Genomic DNA, 24,559 nt, shown 5'->3' on the forward strand with positions numbered 1-24,559 from the left:
GAGAAGAGCTACCCTTGCAATTCATGAGGACCAGACCCGACCGGTCCGGCCTGCGTTCGCGAACCGGCAGGCCGGGCGTACCCGGCCTGCCGAGCAATCATCATGCCAATGTTGCCTTGGTCATGTCCTGCATGCCGTTCGGATAGATGTACAGACCATCCAGCTTCTTGCTGTAGGCATGGATGAAGACCGAGGTGAACAACGCGAGCGCCGGGGCCTTCTTGGCGATGGTCGGCAGCGTCTCGGTCTGCAGGATCTTCTTGCGCTCCTCGATTGTCGTGGCGTTGCGCTCCTTGTCCAGCACCGCGTCGATGTCCTTGTCGACGATGCCGGTGATGCGCTTGGAGGAGGAGTGGAAGTGGGTGCGCAGGACGAGATCCGGCTCGGGCGAGCCGGTGCACCAGCCGCAGTCGATCATGTTGCCCTCACCGCCGCCGGGCTTGTCGTAAAGCAAATTACCCCACGCCGCGACTTCGAGCGTCTGCAGATTGACCTTAAACCCCTGCTCCTGGAGCATGCCGGTAATCAACTCGGCATATTCCTTCGTCTTCGGATAGAAACCGACCGACGTGTAATAGGTGAGCTCGGGCAGGCCCTGGCCTTTGGGGAAGCCGGCCTCCGCGAGCAGCTTCTGCGCCTTGTCCGGATCGAATTCAGGATAGTCGGCCACCTCGGCATAGCCGAACTTGACCGGCGAGATGTGCGCCTTGGAATAGATGCCGGAGACGCCGAGCACGTCGAGCACCTGCTTGCGGTCGATCGAGTAGCATGCGGCGAGGCGAATGCGCGGATCGTCGAACGGCTTCTTCGAGCAGCGGAAGAACAGGTATTTGTTCTCGACCGAAACCGCCTTGTGGATGCTGAAGCGGGCATCCTTCGAGATGGTCTCGACCTGCTCCTGCTCGAGCCGCTCGATGATGTCGGCCTCGCCGTTCAACAGCGACAGCGTGCGCGTCGTGGTGTCACCGACGAAGTGATACTCGACACCCGGGATCTTCGCTGCGCCGAGGAAGAAGTCGGGATTGGCGGCGAGAACGGTGGTGTCGCCTTTCTGCTCGACATATTTGTAGGGGCCCGTGCCGTTCATGCGCGCCGAGAGCTGCGCCTTATTGGCAACGTCCTTGGCCGACATGATCGGCAGGAAGGACGACAGGTAGTAGTAGAGCGTCGCCGGATAGCCCTGCACCTTCGTGTTGATGTGGCAGGTGTAGTCGTCGACGACGTCGACGGTGACGAGACCGGGGTACCACTGCGCCGGACGATCGGGTTGGCAGCCATATTCATAGGTCGCCTTGACGTCGGCCGCTGTGAACGGGGTTCCGTCATGAAATTTGACGCCCTTCCTGAGTTTCACCTCCATCGTATAGGTGTCGATGGGCTTCATCGATTCAGCCAGCTCGAAGATCAGTTCGTCCGGCTTCTCCGGCCGCATCGGCGCCCGCGTCAGGTAGCCGAACACGAAGCCCTCGACGATGAGCTGGCCGAGATTGGTATGGGTGGTTGGGTCCCAGTTGCCGGTCAGCGCTTCCGCGCCGAGAAAGCGCAGTGTCTTGCCTTCGGCGGCAAAGGCGGAATTCACAAGAAAGTCGGGATTGACCCGCCCGAAGCCGAACGCCGCGGCCCCGGCCAATCCCCCTAACATCAAGTCTCTGCGGTTGATCATATGGTAATCCCTCGATGATTTCGGCAACGCTGAAACTGCTCTCGAGGCCGCAAGGCACTCAGCCGTTTCGATCGTCTTGCACAAATCGTGGCTTTCACGCCTGCAAAGCCTAGACCAAAGGCCGCAATCGCCCGATTCCTGCTGCTCCACGATTCCGTTGCTGACACTCCCGGGGCGCCGCAGTCGCGCACGGAGATGTTCCGCTCCCGGAAGCATGGCGCACACCGGCAAGGCAAGGACGCCTTTCCAATGTGCAGCACACAAATCATGGATGCACAGAGCAGCAACGCCATGCAGGCAACCATATGATCACGCTCGCGGAACTGAACGGAATCCCAGCATTGGAACAGCGCATTGCTCCGGCCAACCATCCCATTCGCGGCGTCATCTCGGATCTCGACGGCGTCGCCTATCGCGGCGACACTCCGATCGACGACTCCGTCAAGGCGTTTCGCGGATGGAGCGAGCGGGGCCTGCCCTATGCGTTCGTCACCAACAATTCGACGAAATCCGCCGCGCAATTTGCCGCCAAGCTGAGCCGCATCGGCATTCCGGCCGAACCGTCACAGGTCTTCACGACGATTTCGGCGGTCACGTCCCTGCTCGAACGGCGCTGGCCGCGCACCACGCCCGTGTTTGCGATCGGCGAACGACCACTGCTCGAGGCGATCGAGGACATTGGCTATCACCTGACCGACGTCAAGCCCAAGATCGTCGTGCTCGGCTTCGATGCCACGCTCGACTACGCCAAGCTGCGCACCGCGGTCAGGGCCGCACTCGCCGGCGCAACCGTCATCGCCACCAATCCCGATGTCCTGACGCCGGTTCATGACGGCTACGATCCCTGCGTCGGCGTGATCACGGCCGCGGTTGCAGCGGCCGTTCCCAATACGAAGCCGATCGTGCTAGGCAAGCCGCAACCGTTCCTGATCGAACAGGCGCTGGCGCATCTCGGCACCGCCCGGCATGAGACCGTCATGGTCGGCGACCAGATCGGCACCGATATCGCAGCAGGAAAGGCCGCCGGCATGCGGTCGATCCTGCTCGCCAGCGACGTCCCTTTCAATGCGGTGGCGGACGTCGTTCCCGATCGCATCATCGCGAGCCTTCTTGACCTCGCGGAGCCCGAGACGGTCGGTTGGCCGCGATGATGACTCCCGGCCTCATCGAGAGCATGCAGACCTCTCTTGCCGCGAGCCTGCCGCGCTGGGGACTATCATCGCAATCGACGCTCGCCTTTCTCAGCCATTCCGAGAACACCACCTTTCTCGCGCAAGATCCGGCCGCTCGGCAAAAACTCGTGTTGCGCGTGCAGCGGCCCGGCTATCACTCACCTGACGAGATTGCGTCCGAGCTCGCCTGGATCGACGCCGTGATCGCAGACAACGTGGTGCTCACGCCGCGCCCGGTCGCCGATCGGGAGGGACACCTGTTATGCCCCATTCCCCTGAGTGGTGCGACACGACACGTCGTTGCATTCGAATTCCTCAGCGGCAAGGAGCCGGACGCCTCGGACGATCTGGCCACCTGGTTCGGCAAGCTCGGCGCGACCAGCGCGCGGCTTCACGCGCACAGCCGCCGATGGACATTGCCATCAACGTTCCAGCGCAAAGTCTGGGATTTCGATGCCATGCTGGGCCGCCGGCCACTATGGGGTGACTGGCGCGCCGGTCTTGGCCTGCGCGACGATGGCCGCAGGCTGCTGCAGAGGGTCGCCGACGAACTTGAACGGCGCGTCGAGGCTTACGGACGGGGCGAGCAGCGGTTTGGCCTCGTTCACGCCGACCTCCGCCTCGCCAACCTGCTCGTCGAAGGCGACCGGCTCGGCGTCATCGACTTCGACGATTGCGGCTTCTCGTGGTTCTTCTATGACTTCGCCGCGGCCGTCAGCTTCATCGAGCACGAGCCGGTGATGGACCTGCTCCAGCGGTCGTGGCTTGCGGGATACCGGACCGTCGCACCGGTCTCGCGCGACGACGAGGCCATGCTGCCTGCGTTCGTGATGCTCAGGCGCATGCTGCTGACGGCCTGGCTCGCTTCGCATTCGGACACCGAAACCGCGCGACGCCTGGGTACGGGCTACACCGACGGAACGGTCGCGCTCGGCGACCGGTTCCTGCGCGGAGCGTGACGCGGACTTTCGGGACCAGCCGCGGCGCGCCTGTCCGTTTCTCCAGTGTTGTTGCTCCCGGACTCCAGAATGCCGCAACAGATGTTTCCCCGCCGGCTTTGATCCGCGAATGATGGGCGCGCTCGGACATTGCGCGTCCGAAGCGGACTTAACCAGCGAGCGTGGGCAGCGTCAGATGGATATCCAGGCTTATTTCGAGGAGTGGTCCTGCGAGCCCGGCGATGTCGTCCGGCTCGCGATCAGCACGCCGCACGCCACCGTCCGCGCAAGCCTCGTGCGACTGGTCTCGGGTCCCGGGCGCGACGAAGCGATCGAGGGCAAGGTGGTCGATTTCTCGTCGGTGCTCGACCGCACCGTTTCCGGCGGCGTGCAATCCACGGTGGTCGGCTCGCACGCCGAATTTCCGCTTCCCTCACCGATCAACGATGCGGCGATCAGCGTCCATTGCTGGGCATGGCCGACCGTCCCCGAGCGGAGCGCGCCCCAGGCCATCTGGTCGATTGGCGACGTCGCGCTCGTCATCATCTCAGGCGGTCTTGCGCTTCGAATGGGCAGCGCAACGCTCGCAGTCTTGCCGGATGCGATCATCGCCAAACACTGGTATTCGATCCTGACTACCATCGGCGACGGCGAGGTCTGCATCGACCTCAGGCGTCTTGATGCCAAGGTTGGGGCACAACGCACGCTCCGCGCGGCAACCGGCGCGACGGCAAATGCGGCAACGCTCCTGCTCGCGGCGGCCGGCATCGGCCGGTCCGGGTCGCCGCTGGAGCCATATAATGGCAAGATCGACTCGCCAACGCTGCACCTCGCGAAGCCATCCGCCGAGATGATCGCCGCATGGCACGCGGGGAAGACTCCCACGCAGCCGGCATGGGCAGCATGGAAACTCGGCAGGGACTTCGCGTCGGAGACGATTGAGCCGGACGCTGGAGGCGAACAGGGGCACCTTGTCAACGGCGTCGAGCGCGGTGTGACCGGACGCAACTGGGACGGGCGAAGCGACTCCTTCGTCGAAGTTCCCGAGCAGTACTGTGCGCTGCAATTCCACGACGACGACATGGTGGATGCCGGCTGGAGGTATAATCTCGAATTCCGCCTGCCGGAGGACCTTCAAAGCGGAGTCTACGCAGTTCGGCTCGAGGCCGGCGGACGCCGCAATCATTTTCCGCTGTTTATCAGACCGGTCCTGGGCACCTCGGCACCCGTGCTGTTCCTGGTGCCGACCAACACCTTTCTGGCCTATGCGAACGACCACCTGGCTTCGCTCGATTTCTCATCGGTGATGCCTCATGACAAGGTGGTGCCCGAGGACGAACAGTACCTGTTCTCACATCCCGAGCCGGGCCGCTCCTGCTACGATACCCATGCCGACGGAACGCCGGTTCGCTATTCGGGCCGCCGACGACCGCTGTTCAACGTCCGCCCTGGTTTTCCGAACTGGCTAACGGGCTCATACCGTCACTTTCCCGTCGACATGTACATCGTCGAATGGCTAGAGCACCTCGGCATCGAATATCATGTCGCAACCGACGAGGATTTCGAACGTGGCGGCCGCAACCTGGCCGACCGGTACGCGGCGATCGTCACGGGCTCGCACCCGGAATACTGGACACGAACCGGCCTCGATATCCTCGACGGATACCTGCATGACGGCGGACGGGTCATGTATCTTGGCGGCAACGGCTTCTACTGGGTAACGAGCCGGCTCAGTGCAAAGCCCTGGGTCATCGAGGTGCGCCGCGACAACAGCGGCACGCGCTGCTGGGATGCCCCCTATGGCGAACGGACCCATGTTGCGACGACTGAAGCCGGCGGCATCTGGCGCACGCGCGGCCGCGCCCCGAACAAGATGCTGGGCGTGGGCTTCGCATCGGAGGGATGGTCGAAGGGCTGCGGCTATCGGCGTCTGGAGGCGAGCTACAATTCGCCCGCCGCGAAATTGTTCGACGGCATCACTGAGGAAATCGTCGGCGATTACGGCTATGTGCTGGGTGGAGCGGTGGGAGACGAGGTCGACAGGTACGACGTTACGCTCGGAAGTCCCGAGCATGCCTATGTGCTCGGGACTTCGACCGGGCTTGGCAACGAGTATCAGCTCGTCATCGAGGATCTCACTCTTTCGCTCCCGGATCAGGGAGGCGCACAGCGGCCTGACGTGGTGAGATCGGACATGGTCCTGTTTCCGATCGATGGAGGCGGCTGGGTATTTTCGGTCGGCTCCATCGCCTATGCCGGCGCCCTGGCCTGGAACGGCTGCGACAACGGTCTTTCGCGCCTGACGGCGAATATACTCAGGGCCTTCACCGGCAAGGAGCCGGTGCTCGGAGCATGAGACCATCAGTGCGACTTCGCCCCTGAAACGAAAGGTCAACGATCCTCGTTCGGCCACTCATACGTTCTGGTTGCAGGATTGAGTGCAAGAAGATCAACATCTTACTGGATACTCGTTGTCCCCCAGCGCGGCGACCGCACAGATACGTGCTTCTTTTTCGTTCGCGCGCAAGTTCACAAAGGCGACTAGCATCGCATGGTGAGTGCGATACGGTGGTACATGGAAGATCCAGGGCTTTTCCGCCCAAGGGGAATGTCTGACAGGCGGCAGGCGCTTTCCTCGCAGTCAGGAGCGAGGCCTCTTGCTCCCCTGATTGGATATCGCTCGGCAAAACAACGGCTCGGGGGAGTCAGCAGCCGCGTTAACCTTACATACCCTCAAGCCGCAGGTGAGTGGCCCTCGACAAGACGATTGAGTCTCCGAGTTTCCTGCTCAGCTGCTCGAAACGGCCGAGAATGTCCTTGCCCGCGCCGGTGTCTGCACTATGTACGCAGATATCGTTGTGCTCGTTGCGACGGACCGGTAGTAATTCAATTTCGGTGATCTTCTTCCCCGCGATCAAGCACCGCAGCGCCAGACCATCGAGATGACGGCCGCGCATAACGTCCCAGTCGAACGCAAAATTGCCAAGGCTGTAGAAGATCGGCTTACCCTGATAGATTTCGCCGGCCTGGACCACATGCGGATGGTGGCCGAACACCATGTCTGCCCCCACGTCGATGGCGGCTCGGGCTATTTCGCGCTGATATGCGACTGGCTCCTCTTTGGACGACACGCCCCAATGGCATGAAAGGATCACAAGGTCGACCTTGGTCCGCAGAGCGCGGACATCGTCCCGCATGGCCTCGAGTTCGTCGGCGTCTGCGAATGTATGCGTGATCGGCTCAGCACCCGGCATCTCCAGCGCGCGCGGGCCCGGCTCATAGGCGGCGTGGGCCTTGATGGTGGCGCATCCGGGGCTGTTGGCTGACGCGGCGTGATTGCTCGGCCAGAACACCGATGTGTAGCTCAAGAAGCCGAAACGAACCCCGTTCTTCTCGATGATTACCGGCTTCCTGGCCTCGGCCAGCGTTTCGCCAACGCCACAGTGGAGGATCCCCGCCGAATCCAGCGCCTTGACGCTGGCGACGGCGGCGCGCGCGGGATAGGCGACGTTGCTGGCGCAGCTCACGCCGACATAGCCCGCCTTCTTGAGCGCCGGACCTACCTTGGCGCCCGAATGGCGCCAACCCTTTTTGTGCGGGATATCGGGCCGCGCGGGATCGATCGAGGGCTCGGCAAGCGGGCCTTCCAGCTGTCCGAACAAGACATCGGCCGATGTCAGCATGTCACGCACATTGACGAATGCGCTGAAAGGATCTTCGCGGTTCTGGATGTTGGTATCGCCCAAGATGAGCAGCGTTTGATCCATGTGCAGTTCCTTTTTCGTGAGCTCTGGTGTGGGTGTCGGGATTGCGACCAGATCAGGCCGCGCTTTCAGCGGAGCGCGATGTTGTCACCGCCGCTTCGCCATCGCGCGCTGGCGCGATCGATTCCAGGGAGCGCTGGTTGGTTTCGATACCGAACAAGAGAATACCAAGCGCTAACAGCAGATAAAGCGACGCAATGGCGTAGAGCACTGATGGGAGACCATAATTGTCATAGAGCGACACAACCATGTAGGGCGATGCGATGACAGCAATCCGCCCCGTCATTTGGGCGATGCCAGAGCCGCGGAAGCGATATTCGGTTGCAAACAACTCCGGCGTGTAGCCGCCGAGACCGAAGCCGATCATCAGGCTCATGCCGCCCTGCAACAGGAAGCCAAAGATCAGCACCCAGGCGGGATCGGTCTGCTGCGAATACGCCAGCGCGAACACGCCACACCATAAGGCCGCAAACATGGTGCCGCGACGGCGTCCAATCCAGTCGGAGGTCAGCATGCCGACCAGCGGCCCGAGCGAACTGCCCAGCGCCATGACGGTCGCAAAGCTGAGCGACTTCGTGACACTCAGTCCCTGTTTGACGAAGAAGGTCGGCACCCAATAGGAGAAGCTGTAGGAACCGACCAGGCAGGTGATGCAAACCGCCATCGCGAGCAAGGTGCGGGTGACGACGCCGCGCGAGAACAGGATGGAGATCGGTACCCAGGCCGGCGCAGGCGCGGCCACTGATATCACCGGCGGGAGAGGCCCCGCCTTCGAGGCCTCAGCTTCGATATCCTGCATGATCTTTTCGGCTTCTTCATAACGGCCGCGCGCTTCGAGCCAGCGCGGCGACTCCGGAAGCTTGCGGCGCAGGAACCAGACCCATAATGCGCCGCAACCGCCGATCAGATACATCGGCCGCCATCCAAGTGCTGGAATGACGAATAGTCCGGTAAAATTCACAGCGAATGTCGATGCCATCGACACCACGCTGATCAGGCCAAGCGCCCATCCGCGCCGTTGCGGCGGCACAAACTCGCTGACCATGCCGTAACCGCAGACATATTCTGCGCCGATCCCTACTCCCATGAAGAAACGCATCGCCATCAGCCAGGTCATCGAGGGCGCGAGCATCGAGAGCAGGCACATGCTGCCGAAAATCAGAAGATTGAACTGATAGGCAAAACGCCGGCCGAACCGGTCACCGACCAACCCCGTCATCAGCGCGCCAATGGCGAGGCCGGCAAAGGTGATGGAAATGTAGTGGGCATTGGTCTCCATGTTCGACCAGCCCTCCTTAACGAGGGCGCCCAACACGCCGGCGGCCATCTGGTTGTCGAAACCGTCGAAGAACATCCCGAGGCCGATCAGGCTGAGAATCCGCCGCTGGAATGCGCCCATCGGGAGCCGGTCAAGCCGGCCCGCGGCGTTAACGGGGGTGGTCATAGAAAGCGTTTCTCCCGCAAGTAGCGGCGTTCAGCGCCGCTTATGCGGGCAAAATAAGCGGAATGCTTTGGGCCGAGTATGCTAATTTACTCATCACGACGATGACTTATCTTCAGAGCAACACAGAGAATGCGGCGCGGACGCGATCAGCCCTCAGTGGGAGGCGCTGATGGCCCGAAAATTGCCCCCGCTGAATGCACTTCGCGTCTTCGAGGTCGCCTCCCGCTCCGAGAACTTCACCCACGCCGCCAAAATACTCAACGTCTCGCAGGGCGCCGTCAGCCGGCATATCGCCCAACTCGAAGCCTTCCTTGGCCTGCGCCTGTTCGTCCGTAATCAACGCGACGTCAAGCTGACGACGCAGGGCGAACAGTACGCGCAGGCCATTGCCGAAGCCTTTGATCGCATCGAACTCGCGACCCAGGTCAGCCGCCGGGACAAGCAAAATCGCGTGGTGCGGATACGGCTGTTTCCCACGGTGGCGATGAAATGGCTGGTCAAGCGGCTCGCGCGCTTCCATACCATTTACCCAAGCATCAATGTGCAGGTCACGATCGCCAACGATCTCGTCGATGTGAGCGCTGGCGAGGTGGACTTCACCATTCAGACTCCCGCCATTCCAAAGCCCGGCGTGCGTTACGACACGCTGTTTCCGATCGAGCTGCTGCCGGTTTGTAGCCCCGCCGAATTCAACAAGCATCCACCCGTGCACGATTCACGAGAGCTGCTCGACCGCACGTTACTTCATTCAATGAAGCGCCCGCACGATTGGCGGATCTGGTTTGAGGCGGCGGACGTCACACCCGGGAGCTTTCGCGAAGGACTGTCGTTCGGCAATTCCTCGCTAGCCTATCAAGCGGCGATCGACGGGCTCGGCATCGCGGTGGCGCATCTGGAACTGGTCCAGGACGATCTCAAAGCGGGACGACTATTGGCGATCCATCCGCTGGTGGTACGAACCGCCGACAGTTACCACCTCGTCGGCCGCGAAACCGACGTTGGCAGGCCGGAGATTGCTGCATTCCGCGACTGGCTGCTGTCCGAAACCAGGACACAGAATTGACGTTTCTCCATCGGCAAGATCTTGCTCTGCTATTGTCAAATCAGCATCGCTGCGAGCTCGCCGACGGCGCTTGGATCGCCATTTGCCTTGGCTACGCACTTCAGGTGTCACGTTGCTCTAGTCTAGGCAGGGATTTCCTCTCGAAATCCCGGCTTATTTTGTTCGTCAGGCCTATACACGTATCGAGCTGGGCATCTGCCAGAAGCGAAGGCGGCTGATCCGCGAAGGTTAGGGGGGATCTCGCCACGCCTTGGCGCTGATGTTTTATTGCTTCTACATCAATGGCTAGGTGAATGATCCGGCCGGCCGAGGAATTCGGAGTCACCGGGAACAGTCTGGCCAACGTCTGCGACAGGCTGGACGTGCCTTATCTTCCGCGCGGCCCCTCGGCCAAAGAAGTAAGCCGGAAGCCGGTCGTCATACTTGAGCTTTCACCTCGGCGGGACAGAATCCCAAACACGGCAGATAAGGGAGGTATCTCTTTTTCCCCTGGCGTCGAACCAACCGACCACTGCTTGCTACGCCGAACACGACCCGTCTGTCTGAAGAGATGGAGCTTGCCATGCGGCGCATTCGGCCTGCCCATCGTATAGAGTGGCCTATAGATCCGACGGCCTCATGTGACTGGTGACTACGTCCGCTTTGCTCCTATAGCGACCAGGTTCGTGCGGCAGCGCAATATGTCGCGATGGGCCAGAAGCGGAAGCCACAATTGGACAACATCTCCCCTACTAACATCGGCGATAAATATCTTCCGTGAATTGGTTCACAAATGGGCGGGCCAGACCGCGATATGCTTGCTCGAGCTCTCGGCCGGCGTGCGCCCAGCGCGATCAGCAGGCTCGAGAAGGCGCCGAACCTCGACGTCCACCGTTCCGTCGCACGTATCGTGTTTCGCAACGCTGCGATCAATGAGTTGTCGAGTTGGATTCAACGGCATTCGGTGCGGCCGAAAGCCCGCGGACCCAGCAAACGACCAGTCTTTTAGTTTTACGCGGTTCAGAAACTTGATCAGAGAATAAGCCATGCAAAAAATTTGATGGAGGAACCAATGGTGAAGAGGGCGATTACGCTCGGCGGTGGTGGTCCGGCGGCAGGGCTGCACATTGGAGTTCTGGAAGCTCTTGCCAACGCAGGTATAACCTTTGACGTGTGGGCATTGTCCTGCATCGGCGCCTGGGTTGGGATCGTCTACAATCAGTTTGACAACGTTGACAATAAAGACAGGGCGAAACAGACCCATCAATTCTTCAAGAATGGCGTGTTTCGAGACGACGAAAGCTATAGGCGCTTTCCCATAAACACGGTGTTCGGCCCGGATTGGGAAAGCATCGGCAAGGCTCTGACCAACTTCGTCGCAGATCCCAATACCTATAAGGATTTGTGGGACCCAAACAGGGTCGCGAATGCCTTCAGGGAATCCATGTCGCTCTGGTTCGCTCAACAGCCCGACACGGACGGCGGGAAGAAGTTCACGAGCCCGGATGAGGGAGACGTAAACAGATGGGTTCTTAATCAGGTGCTGGCCCCAAATCCTTTCGTTCGTTATTTCACGTCAATGATGTATCTGTCCCAAGTCACCGGCCTCTCTAGGATCAACTATCCACACAGCCAGTTTATGAAGAGCATAAATTTCGACGCGCTGGGAAGACCCGAAAAGCCATTCATATTCCACAACGCCTGGAATCTCGATGAGCATAAACTCGCGTTGTTTTCCAACCGCCCGATGCCCAAGAAGGTCGATGAGAACAAGAAGGTCGACGGGAAAGAGTACAAAGTGCCTATCAGCGCATCCAGCTTATGTGCGTGTTCAGCCCTTCCCTTCGTGGAAGAAACCGTAGAGATCGACGGAGTTACCTACTGCGAAGGAGCACTGGTCGATACGGTCAACTTCGAGAGCTTGCTCCAGGAGCATCATAAGCCGGGCGATGAGCTGGACGAGATATGGGTGAGCAGGATCGTCGATTCAAAGCAAGTCCGCAAACCGGAAAACCTTCACGATGCCCTGGCCAATCTCTGCCAATTGTTCGCAGCGACCGTTGGCGAAGATGACGTCAAGCTCTTCAAATACCACGTGCGGTACGACAAGCCAAAATCCGGAGAGCATCCGTGGAAGGGCACAATCGTCGAGATTCATGTGCCGGGGCACATCAGTTTCAAATGGAACCACAGCAACCTGGACAGCGGGAGAAAGTTGGGAAGGATCGCTGCTGAACAAGCAATCAAGGCATACTACGAACACGGAAAACGTCCGCCGCATGACGGGCCACATTTCATAAATGAGAATCCTGCGGAAAGCGATGAGGCGGGATGGCGAGAGGTTAAGGAGGCATATCACGAATGTCGAAGGCGGGCTGCGTAACGGCAAGGTAAAGCAGCCTTGAGGCCGACCTGCTGAGCCAAGCTCCAATATCCGCAGTCGAGGCGCAATTACTGCAGTCGGTCGAGTAATGCCTTTGCCTGCTTCAGATCCTGCGTTTCAAGACCCTCGACGAACCAGCCGTAGATGGGCACGAGTTGGTCGAGCGCTTCGCTGGTTCTGCCCTGATCGATCCACAAGTTGGCGAGGTCTACTGCTACTCGAAGTTCAAGGGCCTTGGCGCGCTGACTTTTCGCAGTTGTCAATGCGTGATCGAGCAGTGATCGTGCATCGGTGCTGGCCTCCGGTGCATCGCGGACGAGCAATACGCGCGCCTTCAATCGATACAGCTCGGCCTCAAATATCCGTTCGCTATTGCGGCCGGTTGTAGCGAGACCCTGCTCAATCAGTTCGAGCGCGGCTTCGCTTTGATGGCTCGACAACAAAGCGGCACTCAGGAGCACATACAGGGCTGTGATGCCAAGCTGATAGCCCGCGCCGCGATATTCGTTCATCGCCGCGCGGATTTCCTCGAGCGCAGCGGACGAAGGATCAAGGAAGGTGGCGCTTATCCCCCGGATGGCGCGAGCCAATCCTCGCCACTGCCGGAATCCGAGTTCTTCCGACAAGGCGAGACAACGATCGGCATAACGGTGTGCCTTTCGGAAGTCACCCCGAAGAGCGTGGAGAATGGATGCGTAATAGCATCCATAGGCCTGCGAATGCGGATGACTGATGACGTCGGCACGCTGAAGGGCGGCATTTACACGCGCGAGTGCCGTATCAGCACGGCCCTGCAGCCAGAGCGCCCATGACATCAGAGCCAGGTCGGCCACACCCGCATCCTGGCCGGCAGCACGCGCCGCCAATCTATCATGCTCGCTGCTCGCTTCGAACGCTTCGAAGGCCCGTTCGATCACCTCCTGGGCACCTACGAGATTTCCCATGAAAAGGCGTATCATCCCTTGCCCACGCATCGCGTTGAGCAACGTTGGTCGATCACCCCGACCCTCCGCAAGATCGAGCAACACCGAGATCATTTCCTCGGCGACCGGCAACTCGCCGCGAATGACGCTCGCGGTGGTCAACCAAAACATGATTTGTAGTCGCTCGGGGGGATCTCCGAGCCGCTGGCACAGCTCGCGCGCTCGCGCAAAGGTCGCCACCGCCTGAGGCGAGGCCGGCCCCTGGGTGGCAATGAGGCAGGGCCCGAGCGCGTACTGGAAATCAAGCTCCAGCCGGTCTTTAAGCGCACCGTCGGCCAAATGGGCCGAGACCTCAATGCCTTTGCGCAAGTGTGCGATCGCTTCGAGGTTGGCGGAGCGCATGGCCGCTTTCTTGCCTGCCTGGAGCCAATATTCTCCCGCCTTTTCGAACAATCCCGCCTCGGTAAGGTGGAGTGCGAGAGTCTCGGGTTGAGACTCCACAATTTCCGGGAATCGTTGCTCGAAAGCGTTGGCGACGGCGGCATGCAGCGCTGCGCGTCGGCTCTTCAGAAGTCCCGCTTCGGCAGCGTCCCGCACGAGCGCATGCTTGAAGGTGTAGACCGCCCGGGGTATCTCGCCTCGGCAGAATATCAACTCCGCCTGAACCAACTGGGCAAGCGCCTCCTCAAGCCGTTGCCTTGGCAGCTTGGCGACCACGCTCAGCAGTTCGTACGAGAACTCGCGCCCCACAACGGCGCCGATCTGAGCAACTTCCTTCACGGGGGCCAATCGGTCGAGCCTAGCCATCAGCGATGCGTTCAATGTCGTTGGAATCGCCAACGAGGGTAGCGGACCGCTGACCACGTAATGGTCGTCTCGCTCCTGCAGCAAGCCGGTTTCGAGCACCGCCTTGGTCAGTTCCTCGACGAACAGGGGCACGCCGTCGGTGCGAGCGAGGATTTGGTCCAAGACCTCCTCCGGGAGCGTCTTGCCTGCCGTGACGCGCTCGATCAAGGCCGCCCCGTTGCGCCGGTTCAGCCGTGTAAGCGAGACGGTCGTCACATGTGCATGACCAGGCCAGGGCGGCGTGAACTCTGGTCTCGCGGTGATGAGCAGCAGCACTCGGAGTCGTGGTACTTTTTCCAGTGTAATCGTGAGCAGCTCCATCGAAGTCGGGTCCGACCAATGGGCATCCTCAAAGATGATGAACACTGGCTGCCGCGCCGCCAACGCTTCGAGCTGAGCCGAGAATGCCGCCAACGTCATCTCCTTGCGTTTCTGCGGACTGAGCTCGGGCAGCTGGTAGCGGTCACTGACCGGTAGCGACAGAAGGTTTGCTAGAGCCGGCACCACACGATCTGCGTCGGCGCCAGACCGCAACAGCAGAGCTTCAAGCTTGGCAAACTTCTCCGTCGGCGCTTCACCTCTTTCGAAACGGGCAGCACGTTCGAGATTGTCGATGAACGGATGCAACGCACTGTTGGTATGGTGCGCTGAGCAGAAATGGCGGACCGTAATGTGTGGTTCGGCTTGGAGCCGTTCTTGAAGCGCCAGCGCGATGTGCGACTTACCGATACCTGGCTCTCCAGTTAGAACCACTACGCAACCTTCGCCCGAAGAGGCGTGCTGCCAGCGCCGCAACAGCAGCTCGATCTCCTCGTCTCGCCCGATCAAGGGGGTCAATCGAGTCCTGTGCTGAGCCTCAAAGCGGCTTTCGACTCCAGTCGTCCCGAGCACCTGCCAGGCAGGTATTGGCTCCGCCCATCCTTTCAGCGCGATCGAGCCAAGATCGCAGTATTCGAAATATCCTTCGGTGAGCTGGCGCGTACTCTCGGAGATCAGCACCGTACCGGGCTCGGCGAACTGCTGCAGACGAGCAGCCAGATTCGGTGTCTCACCGATCACCGCCTGCTCCTTGGCGGCGCCTTCGCCGATCAGATCGCCCACGACGACCATACCGGTAGCGATGCCAACGCGAACCTGCAGCTTGGTGCCGATATCTGTCTGAAGGTTGGCCACGGCATCGACCAGTGACAGCCCCGCACGTGTCGCCTGCTCGGCATCGTCCTCGTGCGCCAGGGGGTAGCCGAAATAGGCAAGCACGCCATCCCCCATGTAGCGCGCGATAACGCCCTCACTCCGGGCGATAACCTCAGCGATACAGGCGTGATAGTCGCCGATTATCGAGCGCAAGTCCTCCGGGTCCAGCCGGGCCGAAAGTGCGGACGAGCCCACCAGATCGCAAAACATGACCGTGATTTGGCGCCGCTCGGCGCCGTCTCGCGGCGCTGGTTTGGCAGCCGCTTGGTCCGATGCAGCGACATCATCCTCAAGTGCCGCAATCGCGCGCAGCAGCTTGCGCCGGTGCCCAAGCAGGACGCCGAGGTCCTTGAGGTCCTGCTCCGTGAGATCGCCGACGACCGAGAGGTCGATAGCGTTCTCTGCGAAACGATCGGCGTACTCTCCCAAACCGATCGATGCCAGCCACTCTGCAATACCTGTCATGGTATACCTATGGCCAATAGGGATAAGGGTAGCACATTGCAGAGACCTGCGAAGGCACATCTGCAAATGGAAGCACCGATCGCGAGACATCTCAGCCAGTTTAACACATTGGCTCCGGCGAAAGCTGGGCGCTGCCAAGCGATGCCATGGGGCCCCGATCGCGCGCGCCTTCGACCGTGCAATAGCCAACTCAACGTAAGCGCGAAGCACAGCTATGAACAGAGATGCCTAGTTGCCGTCGTTCCAGATGTCGGTGGTCAGCTTCCAATCATCGCCGACCTTCTCCCAAACCACGACATACTTTCCAGTCACATCCTTCGGTGTCGGTCCCTTGGTCTTGAGGGCGAACGTCCCAATCTCGCGCGCCGCGGTTGGACCAAGGGGCTTAACGTCAAGGGTTGCGAGCTTCGGATCGCTAACTTGTTCCGCCATGCTTTTCCACATTGCCTCGATGGCTGATCGGCCGTGAACCATCGCGGTACCTGGCGGGAATGCGGTCGCATCCGTGCTGTAGAGTGACGCAACTCCCGAGAAGTCGCCCTTGTTGAACAATTCAATCCATTTCGCATTGATGGCCTCGATCTCGGCTTTTTGAGCTAACGCCGGGGCGGTAAACGAGATCACGAATGCAATCATCAAGGCTATGCTACGCATGATCATCTCCAAATATGTTCGATGCGAATGCAGGGCGGACGTTGACTTGACAAGAACCGGGTGCGTTGAATGAGGTATCCCAGACCGGGTTTGGCGCGCCAGCAATTCCGGGGAATTACCGTCAGCAACATTGACTAACCAGCGCAACGCGCGCCTTATGGTAGCAAGTGACTTCGCGCAATTTCTCACCAATTCTCAAGCCGGATGCTCGGCCCGTGTGAAGCCAATAGCGACGTCGCATCCCCGCTCTGGAATTATGGTGCGCTCGGAGGGCGTTCGCATTTGCTGCGATTGCAACAGCTTACTTGGAAGGATGAAGGGACAAGGCGCATTTTTCCCGGTCAGAGGTGCCTTTCCCACTGCCGTGCAGGTCGGCGAGACTGCGCGCAACCGCGCGAATCTTCGCCGGTGTTTCAAGGCAGGCACCACCGTATTTCTGCACGACGATGGGCTGGTTGCGCATCTAACCTCGCTCGGAAGCCTTGTTCGCCTCGCCCATCGAACCAACACCGCCTATCCATGTACCAATGACCTCAAAGTTCGGATTAAAGGCGACAAGATCCGCGCGGTATCCGGGCGCGATCCGTCCAAGCTCGGACCCAAGGCCTAGAAATGCCGCGGGCGTCCGGGAAGCCATGATAAGAGCATCGACAAGGGAGATTCCGATAAGCGCAACAGCGTTGCGCACCGCCTCGATCATGGTGAGGTGAGCGCCCGCGAGCGTGCCATCCCGGTCAGTCAGGCGATTGTCGTGCAACGTGATCTCCCTTCCCTGTAGCAGGAATTGCCGGTCGCTCGTGCCCGCCAATGGCATGGCATCGGTAACCAGCATCAATCGATCGCGTCCCTTGCAGCGCAAGGCAACACGCAAGCCGACGCGGTCAACGTGGATGCCGTCGCAGATGATCCCTGCAAACAACCGGTCATCTCCCAGCGCGGCGCCCACCAAGCCCGGCTCTCGGGCGTTCAACTGCGACATGGCATTGAACAGATGGGTCACCCCCGAGACACCGCGATCGACCGCCTGCCCGATTTCGGCTGCGGTGGCGTCGCTGTGGCCGGCCGCGATACGCAATCCGGCGCCGATCAATTCATCGATCATGGACGCGGGCACGCATTCCGGGGCCAAGGTCACCATGGAGCGACCGCGGTCCCCGAAGCTTTTGATGGCGGCGAGATCGCGCCGATCGGGCACGCGTATCTCGGCTTCCGGATGAATGCCCTTGCGAGACCTGTTGAGGGCCGGACCTTCCAGATGAAAGCCGAGCACGCCAGGAATTTCGAGGCACGCCTGAGCTGCTACAGCCAATCGTTCGATGACCTCGCTTCGATCGGTGATGAGGGTTGGCAAACAGCCCGTGGTGCCGGCCTTGCGGTGCGCCTCGACGATGCGGCGAACGCCGGCCTCCGTTGGCTGGTCGTTGAGAAGAACGCCGCCGCCTCCGTTCACCTGAACATCGACGAATCCGGGTGCAAGTATCGCATCTCGGGGAAGGTGGATCGAGGCGCGCGCTTCCTCGGTAATGCCTTCGATCCGCCCCTGCGATATTCTGACCAACCCCGGCCCGCGCATGTCGGCACCGTCAAAGATGTGCTGCGCAGCAATCGAGAAAACCACGGAAGACCCAGCTTGGCCCATAAGTGCTGATCCGAGAATGGCAATCACGGACTCGTGAGGCGAGTCCCGTGTTGTACAGGTCCCAATATGTACACAACGGGCTTCAGGGACCCGGAGCTAAATCCTTGCGTTAACTTCTCATGGAAACAAAAGGTACCACCTATCTCGGCATCGATGGGGGCGGAACCCGCTGCCGCGCCCGGATCGAGGACGAAAACGGCAGGGTACTCGGTGAAGCGAGCTCGGGGCCTGCCACGACCCGGATTGGCTTCGACAGGGCCTGGCGGTCCATCATGGAGGCCACCGAAGCGGCGGCCGCACAGTCCGAACTGACGCGCGAGGATTTCGCGCGGATGCACGCCGGAATTGGCCTCGCCGGCATTGGTCGCCGGGGCGCGGAAGCGGCGCTCAAAGAGATCCCGCATCCCTTTGCGTCCGTTATCTTCGTCAGCGATGGCCTAGCTGCCTGTGTCGGCGCCCATAGCGGCGCGGACGGGGCCATCGTGGTGGCCGGCACGGGCTCGGTGGGTGTCGGCCTGATTGGCGGCAGCGAGATCCGCATCGCCGGTTACGGCTTCCCAGTCTCGGACGAAGGCAGCGGCGCCGACATTGGCCTGCAGGTCGTTCGACTGGCGCTGCGGGCCGCGGATCGCCGCGGCGAGCTGACACCATTGCTTGCAGAGGTGCTGGGCGCATTCGATCAAGATCCTTATCAGGCCGTGGCGTGGTCTGAAGAAGCCCGGGCCACCGACTACGCCGCGTTCGCGCCGACCGTGATGCGGCATGCCAATCAGGGCGATCCGGTCGGCCGCCGCATTGTCGAACGCGCGGCCGATGCCATTGGCGATCTGCTTGATCTGTTCCTGGCTAAAGGAATTGACCGGCTCGCGCTGGTGGGCGGGCTCGCGGATGCGATTACGCCCTGGCTAACGCCTGACCTGCGCGCTCGCCTGAGGCGTCCTGACGCCGACGCAGCGGCCGGCGCGCTGCTTGTGGCCCGAGGGCGGCTCGACCTGCGCAAGCTGGACCCGCCCAAGAGAGAAACTGACCATGAACAGACTTCGAAGTTCCGCGTTTGATGGTGCTTGGATCACCGATATGGCCACCGAAGAAGTCGATCCCAGATTTACCGACCTTGATGCATGGTCGCTGACGTCAGCGATGGAAGCGATGTGGGAGGGCCAGCTTGCGGCGGTCGCCGCGATCGGCCATGCCCTTCCCGCGATCACTGCGGCAGCCGAAGCGGCCAAGACGGTGCTGGGCGACCGCGGACGCATTGTATATGTCGGCGCGGGCACGTCAGGCCGCGTGGCGGTCCAGGACGGCGCCGAGCTGACGCCGACCTTCGCTTGGCCCCGCGAGCGCGTCCGCTTCGTCGTTGCCGGCGGTGACAGCGCGTTCGTCACCAGCATCGAGGGCGCGGAGGACGATGTCGATGATGCAGTCACGCAGATCAGCGCCGCACGGCTCACGCCGCACGACGTGGTGATTGCGGTAGCCGCCAGCGGCACAACGCCGTTCACGGTCGCGGCGCTGCAGCAGGCAGGGTCTTTCGATGCAGTAACGATTGGTGTCGCCAACAATCCCGGCACCGCACTGCTGGCATTGGCAAAGTTTCCGATCCTGGTCGAGACCGGCCGAGAGCTGATCGCCGGCTCCACGCGGATGAAGGCGGGCACCGCGCAGAAGGTCGTGCTCAACCTGATCTCCTCGGGGATCATGCTGCGCCTTGGCCGGGTATATCGCGGCATGATGGTGAACATGCCGCCGACCAATGCCAAGCTGAAGCGGCGCGCCGAGGCCATGGTGGCGCAAATCGCGCGCTGTAATCCGTCGCACGCGGCACGCTCGCTCGAGCAGGCCGAGGGAGACATCAAGATTGCAGTCCTTCTGGCGCTCGGTGTCGACAGGGTTGATGCGGAGACCGTTCTGGAGAACTGTGACGGCAACCTTCGGCAAGTGTTTGTCGAGCTTGCCAAGAATCGTGACTCGCATCGTGACCGACTCCCAAAGGGAGCGGCGGGACGCGGCCGAGGCGGAGTGGTTGAGCCGTGACGACATCCGCGATGGCGAGCGAAATCGGGGAAAGCGCGGATGTTGTCGCTAACATTGTTCGCGGCCGACCCGCCTTACGCGACATCGCACAGCGGATTGGGATTGACTCCGCCCCTTTGTGCGTCGTGTGTGGTCGGGGAAGCTCCGGGCATGCCGGGGTTTTCTTGAGATATCTTGTCGAGACGCGGCTTCGCCTTCCCGTTTCAGCAAGTGCTCCCTCGGTGATCACGGCATTTCGCACACCTTTGATGCTCCGCGATGCGCTGTTCATCGTAATCTCGCAATCGGGGCGCAGCCCGGATCTCGTCGCAGCGACCAGGTCGGCACGAGCCTCGGGCGCACGCACGATTGCCATCGTCAATGCGCCGTCGTCGCCGGTGGCTGACGAAGCGGAATTTGTCGTTCCGATCGAAGCCGGCCAAGAACACTCCGTAGCGGCCACGAAGACCGTGATCGGCTCGATGGCCGCCAGTGCCGGACTGGTTGCCGAGCTGGCGCAAGATCGTGCGCTGCGGTCAGCCCTCGACCGGCTGCCCGAGCGCCTGCACCGCGCGCTGGCGCTCGACTGGTCGGAGATTGCCGATGATCTCGTCAAGGCATCAGCCGTGTTTGTGGCGGCTCGGGGCCTGGGCCTGGGCTCGGCGAGGGAGATCGCGCTCAAGCTTTCGGAAATCATGCGCCTGCCCTCCATCGGACTGAGCGCCGCCGAGCTGCAGCATGGGCCACGTGCCGCGTTATCGTCGCGCACGCCAGTTGTCATGATGCGCCTCATGGATGAAACGGCGGCCACGGTGGACGCACTGGCAGAGGAATTGCGCGAGCAAAAGATCGCGCTGCATCTCTGCGGCGGACCGCATGGCTCGCTGCCTTGGTTGGTCGAGGATGACCCCGCCACCGACCCGATCACCATGCTCGTTCCGGCCTACCGGATGATCGAGCAGGCGGCATGCGCGCGCGGATTTGACCCGGATCGTCCCCCTCGCCTGAGCAAGGTTACCGAGACGTTTTGACTGATCGCTGGCTGGCGACCAAAGCGGGAGCGACATCATCAAAACGTAACAAACGCGAGCAGAAGCGACCGAATGCGCGGCAAAGGCGACGAAGCTGACCGCTATTCTGCCGCTCATAACGGTCTGGTTGCAGGTTCGAGTCCTGCCGGACCCACCAAAATCATCAAAGAGAGCCCAATTGAGACCAAATCTGCGGATAGCTTTGCCAACAAATTCGAACCGATGACCTTCAGGTTATAAGCATGACAGTTTCCGAAGCGCTATTCGACACGCTGGCCCGCGCGCCAGCCCATCTCCCAGAAGTCTGCCTCGAGACGAGTAGCTTCCTTGAAGATCGCAATCAGCTCTGCCTCGCGGGCCGGGGTGGCGTAGAGATCAGCGAGACGTTCCAAGTGTGCTCCCGCTTTCGCCGCGACCTCTTGGTATGGCGCACCAGCGTACTCGGCAATCCACACGCGATAGGGGTTCGTCGCAGCGTTCGCATCGGGTTGTGCAGCCAGCCGCTTCGCGATCTCCGCGTACCCGATCACGCATGGGGCCAGCGCCACCTTGAGTGCCAGCAGATCGCCGCGCATTCCAGCATCCAGCACGTAGCGAGTATAGGCTAGCATCTCGGCCGCCGGAGGGGTCTGTTCAAGGTCGCTTGGGGACAGACCCCAACCGCCACAGAGTGTCACATGAAGGTTCATCTCGACATCAAGGATGGCCGAAAGACCGGCCGCTGCTTCACGCATGTCGGCAAGCTTGGGCGATTTGTAGACCGAGAGCGCGTAGGCGCGCGCGAACTCGATGAGGAACAAGTAATCCTGAGCAAGATAATAACGAAATGCCGGTTCGGCGAGCGAGCCGTCTGCCAATCCGTTCGTGAAGGGATGCTCGGTGTAGGCGCGCCACTCAGCAGATGCCTCTGTCTTTAGACGCTCCCAGAAACTCACGTTATGTTTCGCCTGGCTTGTCATGAACCGCTTTGATTACTTCCCATAGCCTGCATTATGAGGCTGACCTTGGCCGGCCGCGGCGATCTGCCGGCACGCTGCCGTATGGAGGTCGCTTGCCGTCGATCGCTGGGCTTGAGTGCGTTCTCACGTTATCACCTACAGAACGCAACGTCCTGGTCCAAGATTCGACTACAGACAATCCGCACCAGTTTCGCGCCAATAACAACTCGCACGAAGGGCGGCGAACGTGGTCGAATTCGACGAAAAGGCAGGAAACTTAACAGCGGCGACGATTGTCCCACCGCTCATAACGGTCTGGTTGCAGGTTCGAGTCCTGCCGGGCCCGCCAATGAGATCAATAGCTTACTTCGTTCCCGTTGCCCGCAGCGCGACGACCGCACCAGAAACCGCACCAGATACGTGCTGTTTTCGTTCACACCAAAGTTCGCAACGGCGTCAGGCAAGCTCACCTGCTAAATGAGTGGACGCGACAGTGCCATCCACGATCCTCGCCTTCGGCCGACGGAGAGGCACCGACAGAAGCAGTCTCTCCCTTTGGCGGTGAAGTCGGCTATCTCCGGCAAAGCGGAAGTCAGCCATAACGCCAATCAAGTCCGCTAAGGGGCCCAGGCTGTGTTGGGCCAGTAGCAGACATGCGGCGCGATGCGGTGACCAGATCAACATGGACGAGGTTGACGGCACCCACCGGCGCCGGCCGCAAACGCGGCCGGTTCTCAAGGACGCGCAATGAGCAACGGCTGCACGTTTGCGCCGCCTGCCATCAGGGGATTCGACGGCTCGAAGCGAGCGCGCAGTTCTCGCTGCTGGACGAGCGAGCGTGCAACGACAAAGGCGTTCTTCAGGCTTCTGGCTTGCCGGAGTGCGACATTGAAAAAGGCGTTGCCGAAGTAGGTCCACTTGGCTTTGTCCCGACAGCCGAACGATGAATGGTCGGCATCGGCCGCGGTGATGACCAACGTATCGGGGTTCGCGAGACGAGGGATAAAGACCCCGGAATAACAGGCAGAGATGACCACCACCTTGTATCGCATGCCGGTCCGCGCCAACATGGCGGCGAGATGGGACGGCGTGAGCGTTTGCGTAAGCCGCCCGGCTTTGATTGCAAGCCCGTCGGGGGAGCCGTGCGAGGTGAGAATCAAGAACAGAACATCATTCTCGGCGTCCATCCCATTGGCCGCCGCCTGCAAGGACTTAGCCAGGCCTTCAATCGTTGCACCTCCGCCTTTCTTCGAATTGAATTGCACGTTGACTGGGCCGCTCCCGAAACGACCCGCTACGACCTGTGCTGCGCCGGTCGCCTCGCTTCTAAACACGCCCTGATCGCCGAAAAGGCCGAACGACACCACGCTCACCTTGCGAGCGTCCTCAACGGCGTGCACCGGCGAAGCCAACGGCGCGACGGTCAAAACAAAAGCGACGAGCGGCGCGCCAAGCCGGCTGATCCAAGAGCCGATCCAAGTGCCGTTCCAAGAACCACTCCAAGACTTGCACGCCATGGCGAACCTCGTTTGGTGATCGCCACCTAGCATATGGCGATTCAAGTTGACGGCATTGCGCCCCGATTCAGCGATTCCTTACCGCAACCCCGCCTCGGTCGATATTTTTCTCCGATCACGCGAAAAATTGCGATGCCGGCTCAGCGAACGCCGGCAACGATCACGCGCGCTCCCGCGTCGGCGAGACGCTTGCACTGCTCCTCAGATGCGCCGACATCAGTCACCAGAGTCCAGCGCGGCGGCAGCGGCGCCCAGGCCATCTGTTCGGCGCGGCCGAGCTTGCTGGCGTCGGCGAGAACGATGACTTCCTTCGACTGCTGCATCATCAGCGACTTCAGTGCGACCTGTTCGAGATCCGCTTCGCACAGGCCACGGCCATTCACCACGCCGTCGGCGCTCACGACGGCGCGGTCCGCGGTCATGCGCCGCAACGCCTCATTGGCGAGCGGCCCCATGGTGCTCATGCTGGTGGTGCGCAGCGCGCCGCCCAACACCACAAGCTCTATGCTCGGAGCCTTGGCGAAGAAGGGCAGCAGCGCAAGATTGTTGGTGATGATGCGCAGCCGCCGATGCTGCAGCAGTCGGCCGAAGGCTGCGACCGTCGAGCCGGCATCGAGAATCAGCGTGTCGCCATCCTCGATCAGATCGATCGCCGCGCGCGCGATCGCCTGCTTCTGTTTGCCCTGAACCGCGAGGCGCTGCTCGAGCGTTGTCTCGTTCGCGTGGGCGGTGAGAATGGCGCCGCCATAGGTGCGGCGCACGGCATTGTTCTTGGAAAGATGCTGCAAGTCGCGCCGCACGGTGGAAGCGGAAACGTCGAAGCGCCGCGCGAGATCGTCGACATCGATCTCTCCCGCGTTCAGTGCTTCCAACAGACGAGCGTGACGCTCCTTGCTGCGCATCGACATCGAACCTCAGCCCCCGGATTCATTG

At 61.1% G+C, this 24,559-nt stretch carries 19 protein-coding genes; 9 read left to right on the forward strand and 10 right to left on the reverse strand.

Going from position 1 to position 24,559, the window contains the following annotated elements; all coding sequences use genetic code 11:
* Positions 1-100: 100 nt before the first annotated feature.
* Positions 101-1,663: an ABC transporter substrate-binding protein gene (locus ACVMIH_RS16060; RefSeq protein ID WP_057020614.1), complete on the reverse strand. Its 1,563-nt coding sequence runs from the start codon at positions 1,661-1,663 to the stop codon at positions 101-103.
* A 341-nt stretch (positions 1,664-2,004) separates the two neighbouring features.
* On the opposite strand from ACVMIH_RS16060, the gene ACVMIH_RS16065 reads away from it, so the two are divergent.
* The 3 genes from ACVMIH_RS16065 to ACVMIH_RS16075 all read left to right on the forward strand — a co-directional run bounded on the left by ACVMIH_RS16065 (position 2,005) and on the right by ACVMIH_RS16075 (position 6,129).
* Entirely contained in the window at positions 2,005-2,814 is an 810-nt protein-coding gene (locus ACVMIH_RS16065; RefSeq protein WP_245311788.1) for an HAD-IIA family hydrolase, read from the forward strand.
* On the forward strand, positions 2,811-3,794 hold the full coding sequence (locus ACVMIH_RS16070; protein ID WP_456866494.1) for a phosphotransferase enzyme family protein: 984 nt from the start codon (positions 2,811-2,813) through the stop codon (positions 3,792-3,794). The genes ACVMIH_RS16065 and ACVMIH_RS16070 overlap by 4 nt, the downstream gene beginning before the upstream one ends.
* A gap of 340 nt (positions 3,795-4,134) precedes the next feature.
* On the forward strand, positions 4,135-6,129 hold the full coding sequence (locus ACVMIH_RS16075) for a N,N-dimethylformamidase beta subunit family domain-containing protein (RefSeq protein ID WP_456862493.1): 1,995 nt from the start codon (positions 4,135-4,137) through the stop codon (positions 6,127-6,129).
* Between the two features lie 367 nt (positions 6,130-6,496).
* Here ACVMIH_RS16075 and ACVMIH_RS16080 read toward each other — a convergent pair whose 3' ends face one another.
* Positions 6,497-7,540 carry a CapA family protein gene (locus ACVMIH_RS16080; protein WP_141339853.1) on the reverse strand — a complete coding sequence of 348 codons (1,044 nt, stop codon included), beginning with the start codon at positions 7,538-7,540 and terminating at the stop codon, positions 6,497-6,499.
* A 52-nt stretch (positions 7,541-7,592) separates the two neighbouring features.
* Positions 7,593-8,981, reverse strand: coding sequence for an MFS transporter (locus tag ACVMIH_RS16085; RefSeq protein WP_141339854.1), 1,389 nt, complete (start codon positions 8,979-8,981; stop codon positions 7,593-7,595).
* A gap of 169 nt (positions 8,982-9,150) precedes the next feature.
* Here ACVMIH_RS16085 and ACVMIH_RS16090 point away from each other — a divergent pair, with 169 nt between their 5' ends.
* Entirely contained in the window at positions 9,151-10,044 is an 894-nt protein-coding gene (locus tag ACVMIH_RS16090; RefSeq protein ID WP_057020618.1) for a LysR substrate-binding domain-containing protein, read from the forward strand.
* A 1,051-nt stretch (positions 10,045-11,095) separates the two neighbouring features.
* On the forward strand, positions 11,096-12,406 hold the full coding sequence (locus tag ACVMIH_RS16095) for a patatin-like phospholipase family protein (protein WP_233475841.1): 1,311 nt from the start codon (positions 11,096-11,098) through the stop codon (positions 12,404-12,406).
* A gap of 68 nt (positions 12,407-12,474) precedes the next feature.
* On the opposite strand, the gene ACVMIH_RS16100 is transcribed toward ACVMIH_RS16095, so the two are convergent.
* The 4 genes from ACVMIH_RS16100 to nagA form a co-directional block, all read right to left on the reverse strand.
* Positions 12,475-15,834, reverse strand: coding sequence for an AAA family ATPase (locus ACVMIH_RS16100; RefSeq protein ID WP_456862496.1), 3,360 nt, complete (start codon positions 15,832-15,834; stop codon positions 12,475-12,477).
* A gap of 228 nt (positions 15,835-16,062) precedes the next feature.
* Positions 16,063-16,488 (reverse strand): YybH family protein, encoded by a 426-nt coding sequence (locus tag ACVMIH_RS16105; RefSeq protein WP_057020648.1) that lies wholly within the window; start codon positions 16,486-16,488, stop codon positions 16,063-16,065.
* A 301-nt stretch (positions 16,489-16,789) separates the two neighbouring features.
* On the reverse strand, positions 16,790-16,951 hold the full coding sequence (locus ACVMIH_RS16110; protein ID WP_156436543.1) for a hypothetical protein: 162 nt from the start codon (positions 16,949-16,951) through the stop codon (positions 16,790-16,792).
* On the reverse strand, positions 16,952-18,127 hold the full coding sequence (gene nagA, locus ACVMIH_RS16115; protein ID WP_076834254.1) for an N-acetylglucosamine-6-phosphate deacetylase: 1,176 nt from the start codon (positions 18,125-18,127) through the stop codon (positions 16,952-16,954).
* Between the two features lie 119 nt (positions 18,128-18,246).
* Between nagA and ACVMIH_RS16120 the strand changes: the two genes are divergently transcribed.
* From ACVMIH_RS16120 to ACVMIH_RS16135, 4 genes are all read left to right on the forward strand, one after another.
* The gene (locus ACVMIH_RS16120; RefSeq protein WP_456862498.1) at positions 18,247-19,185 is read left to right on the forward strand and encodes a BadF/BadG/BcrA/BcrD ATPase family protein; all 939 of its coding nucleotides are present in this window, start codon (positions 18,247-18,249) and stop codon (positions 19,183-19,185) included.
* 19 nt (positions 19,186-19,204) lie between these two features.
* Complete coding sequence (locus ACVMIH_RS16125; protein ID WP_229159522.1) at positions 19,205-20,161, forward strand: N-acetylmuramic acid 6-phosphate etherase; 957 nt, start codon at positions 19,205-19,207, stop codon at positions 20,159-20,161.
* Between the two features lie 11 nt (positions 20,162-20,172).
* Complete coding sequence (locus tag ACVMIH_RS16130; protein WP_057020624.1) at positions 20,173-21,171, forward strand: SIS domain-containing protein; 999 nt, start codon at positions 20,173-20,175, stop codon at positions 21,169-21,171.
* A 72-nt stretch (positions 21,172-21,243) separates the two neighbouring features.
* Positions 21,244-21,411, forward strand: coding sequence for a hypothetical protein (locus ACVMIH_RS16135; protein WP_156436544.1), 168 nt, complete (start codon positions 21,244-21,246; stop codon positions 21,409-21,411).
* 20 nt (positions 21,412-21,431) lie between these two features.
* On the opposite strand, the gene tenA is transcribed toward ACVMIH_RS16135, so the two are convergent.
* The 3 genes from tenA to ACVMIH_RS16150 all read right to left on the reverse strand — a co-directional run bounded on the left by tenA (position 21,432) and on the right by ACVMIH_RS16150 (position 24,534).
* A complete protein-coding gene (gene tenA, locus ACVMIH_RS16140) occupies positions 21,432-22,106 on the reverse strand; it encodes a thiaminase II (RefSeq protein WP_456866496.1) in 675 nt (224 codons plus the stop codon).
* A 737-nt stretch (positions 22,107-22,843) separates the two neighbouring features.
* Positions 22,844-23,626, reverse strand: a complete 783-nt coding sequence (locus tag ACVMIH_RS16145) for a C13 family peptidase (RefSeq protein WP_245311791.1) — start codon at positions 23,624-23,626, stop codon at positions 22,844-22,846.
* A gap of 140 nt (positions 23,627-23,766) precedes the next feature.
* A complete protein-coding gene (locus ACVMIH_RS16150) occupies positions 23,767-24,534 on the reverse strand; it encodes a DeoR/GlpR family DNA-binding transcription regulator (RefSeq protein WP_057020625.1) in 768 nt (255 codons plus the stop codon).
* Between the last annotated feature and the right edge of the window lie 25 nt (positions 24,535-24,559).

Source organism: Bradyrhizobium sp. USDA 4503 (assembly GCF_054055815.1).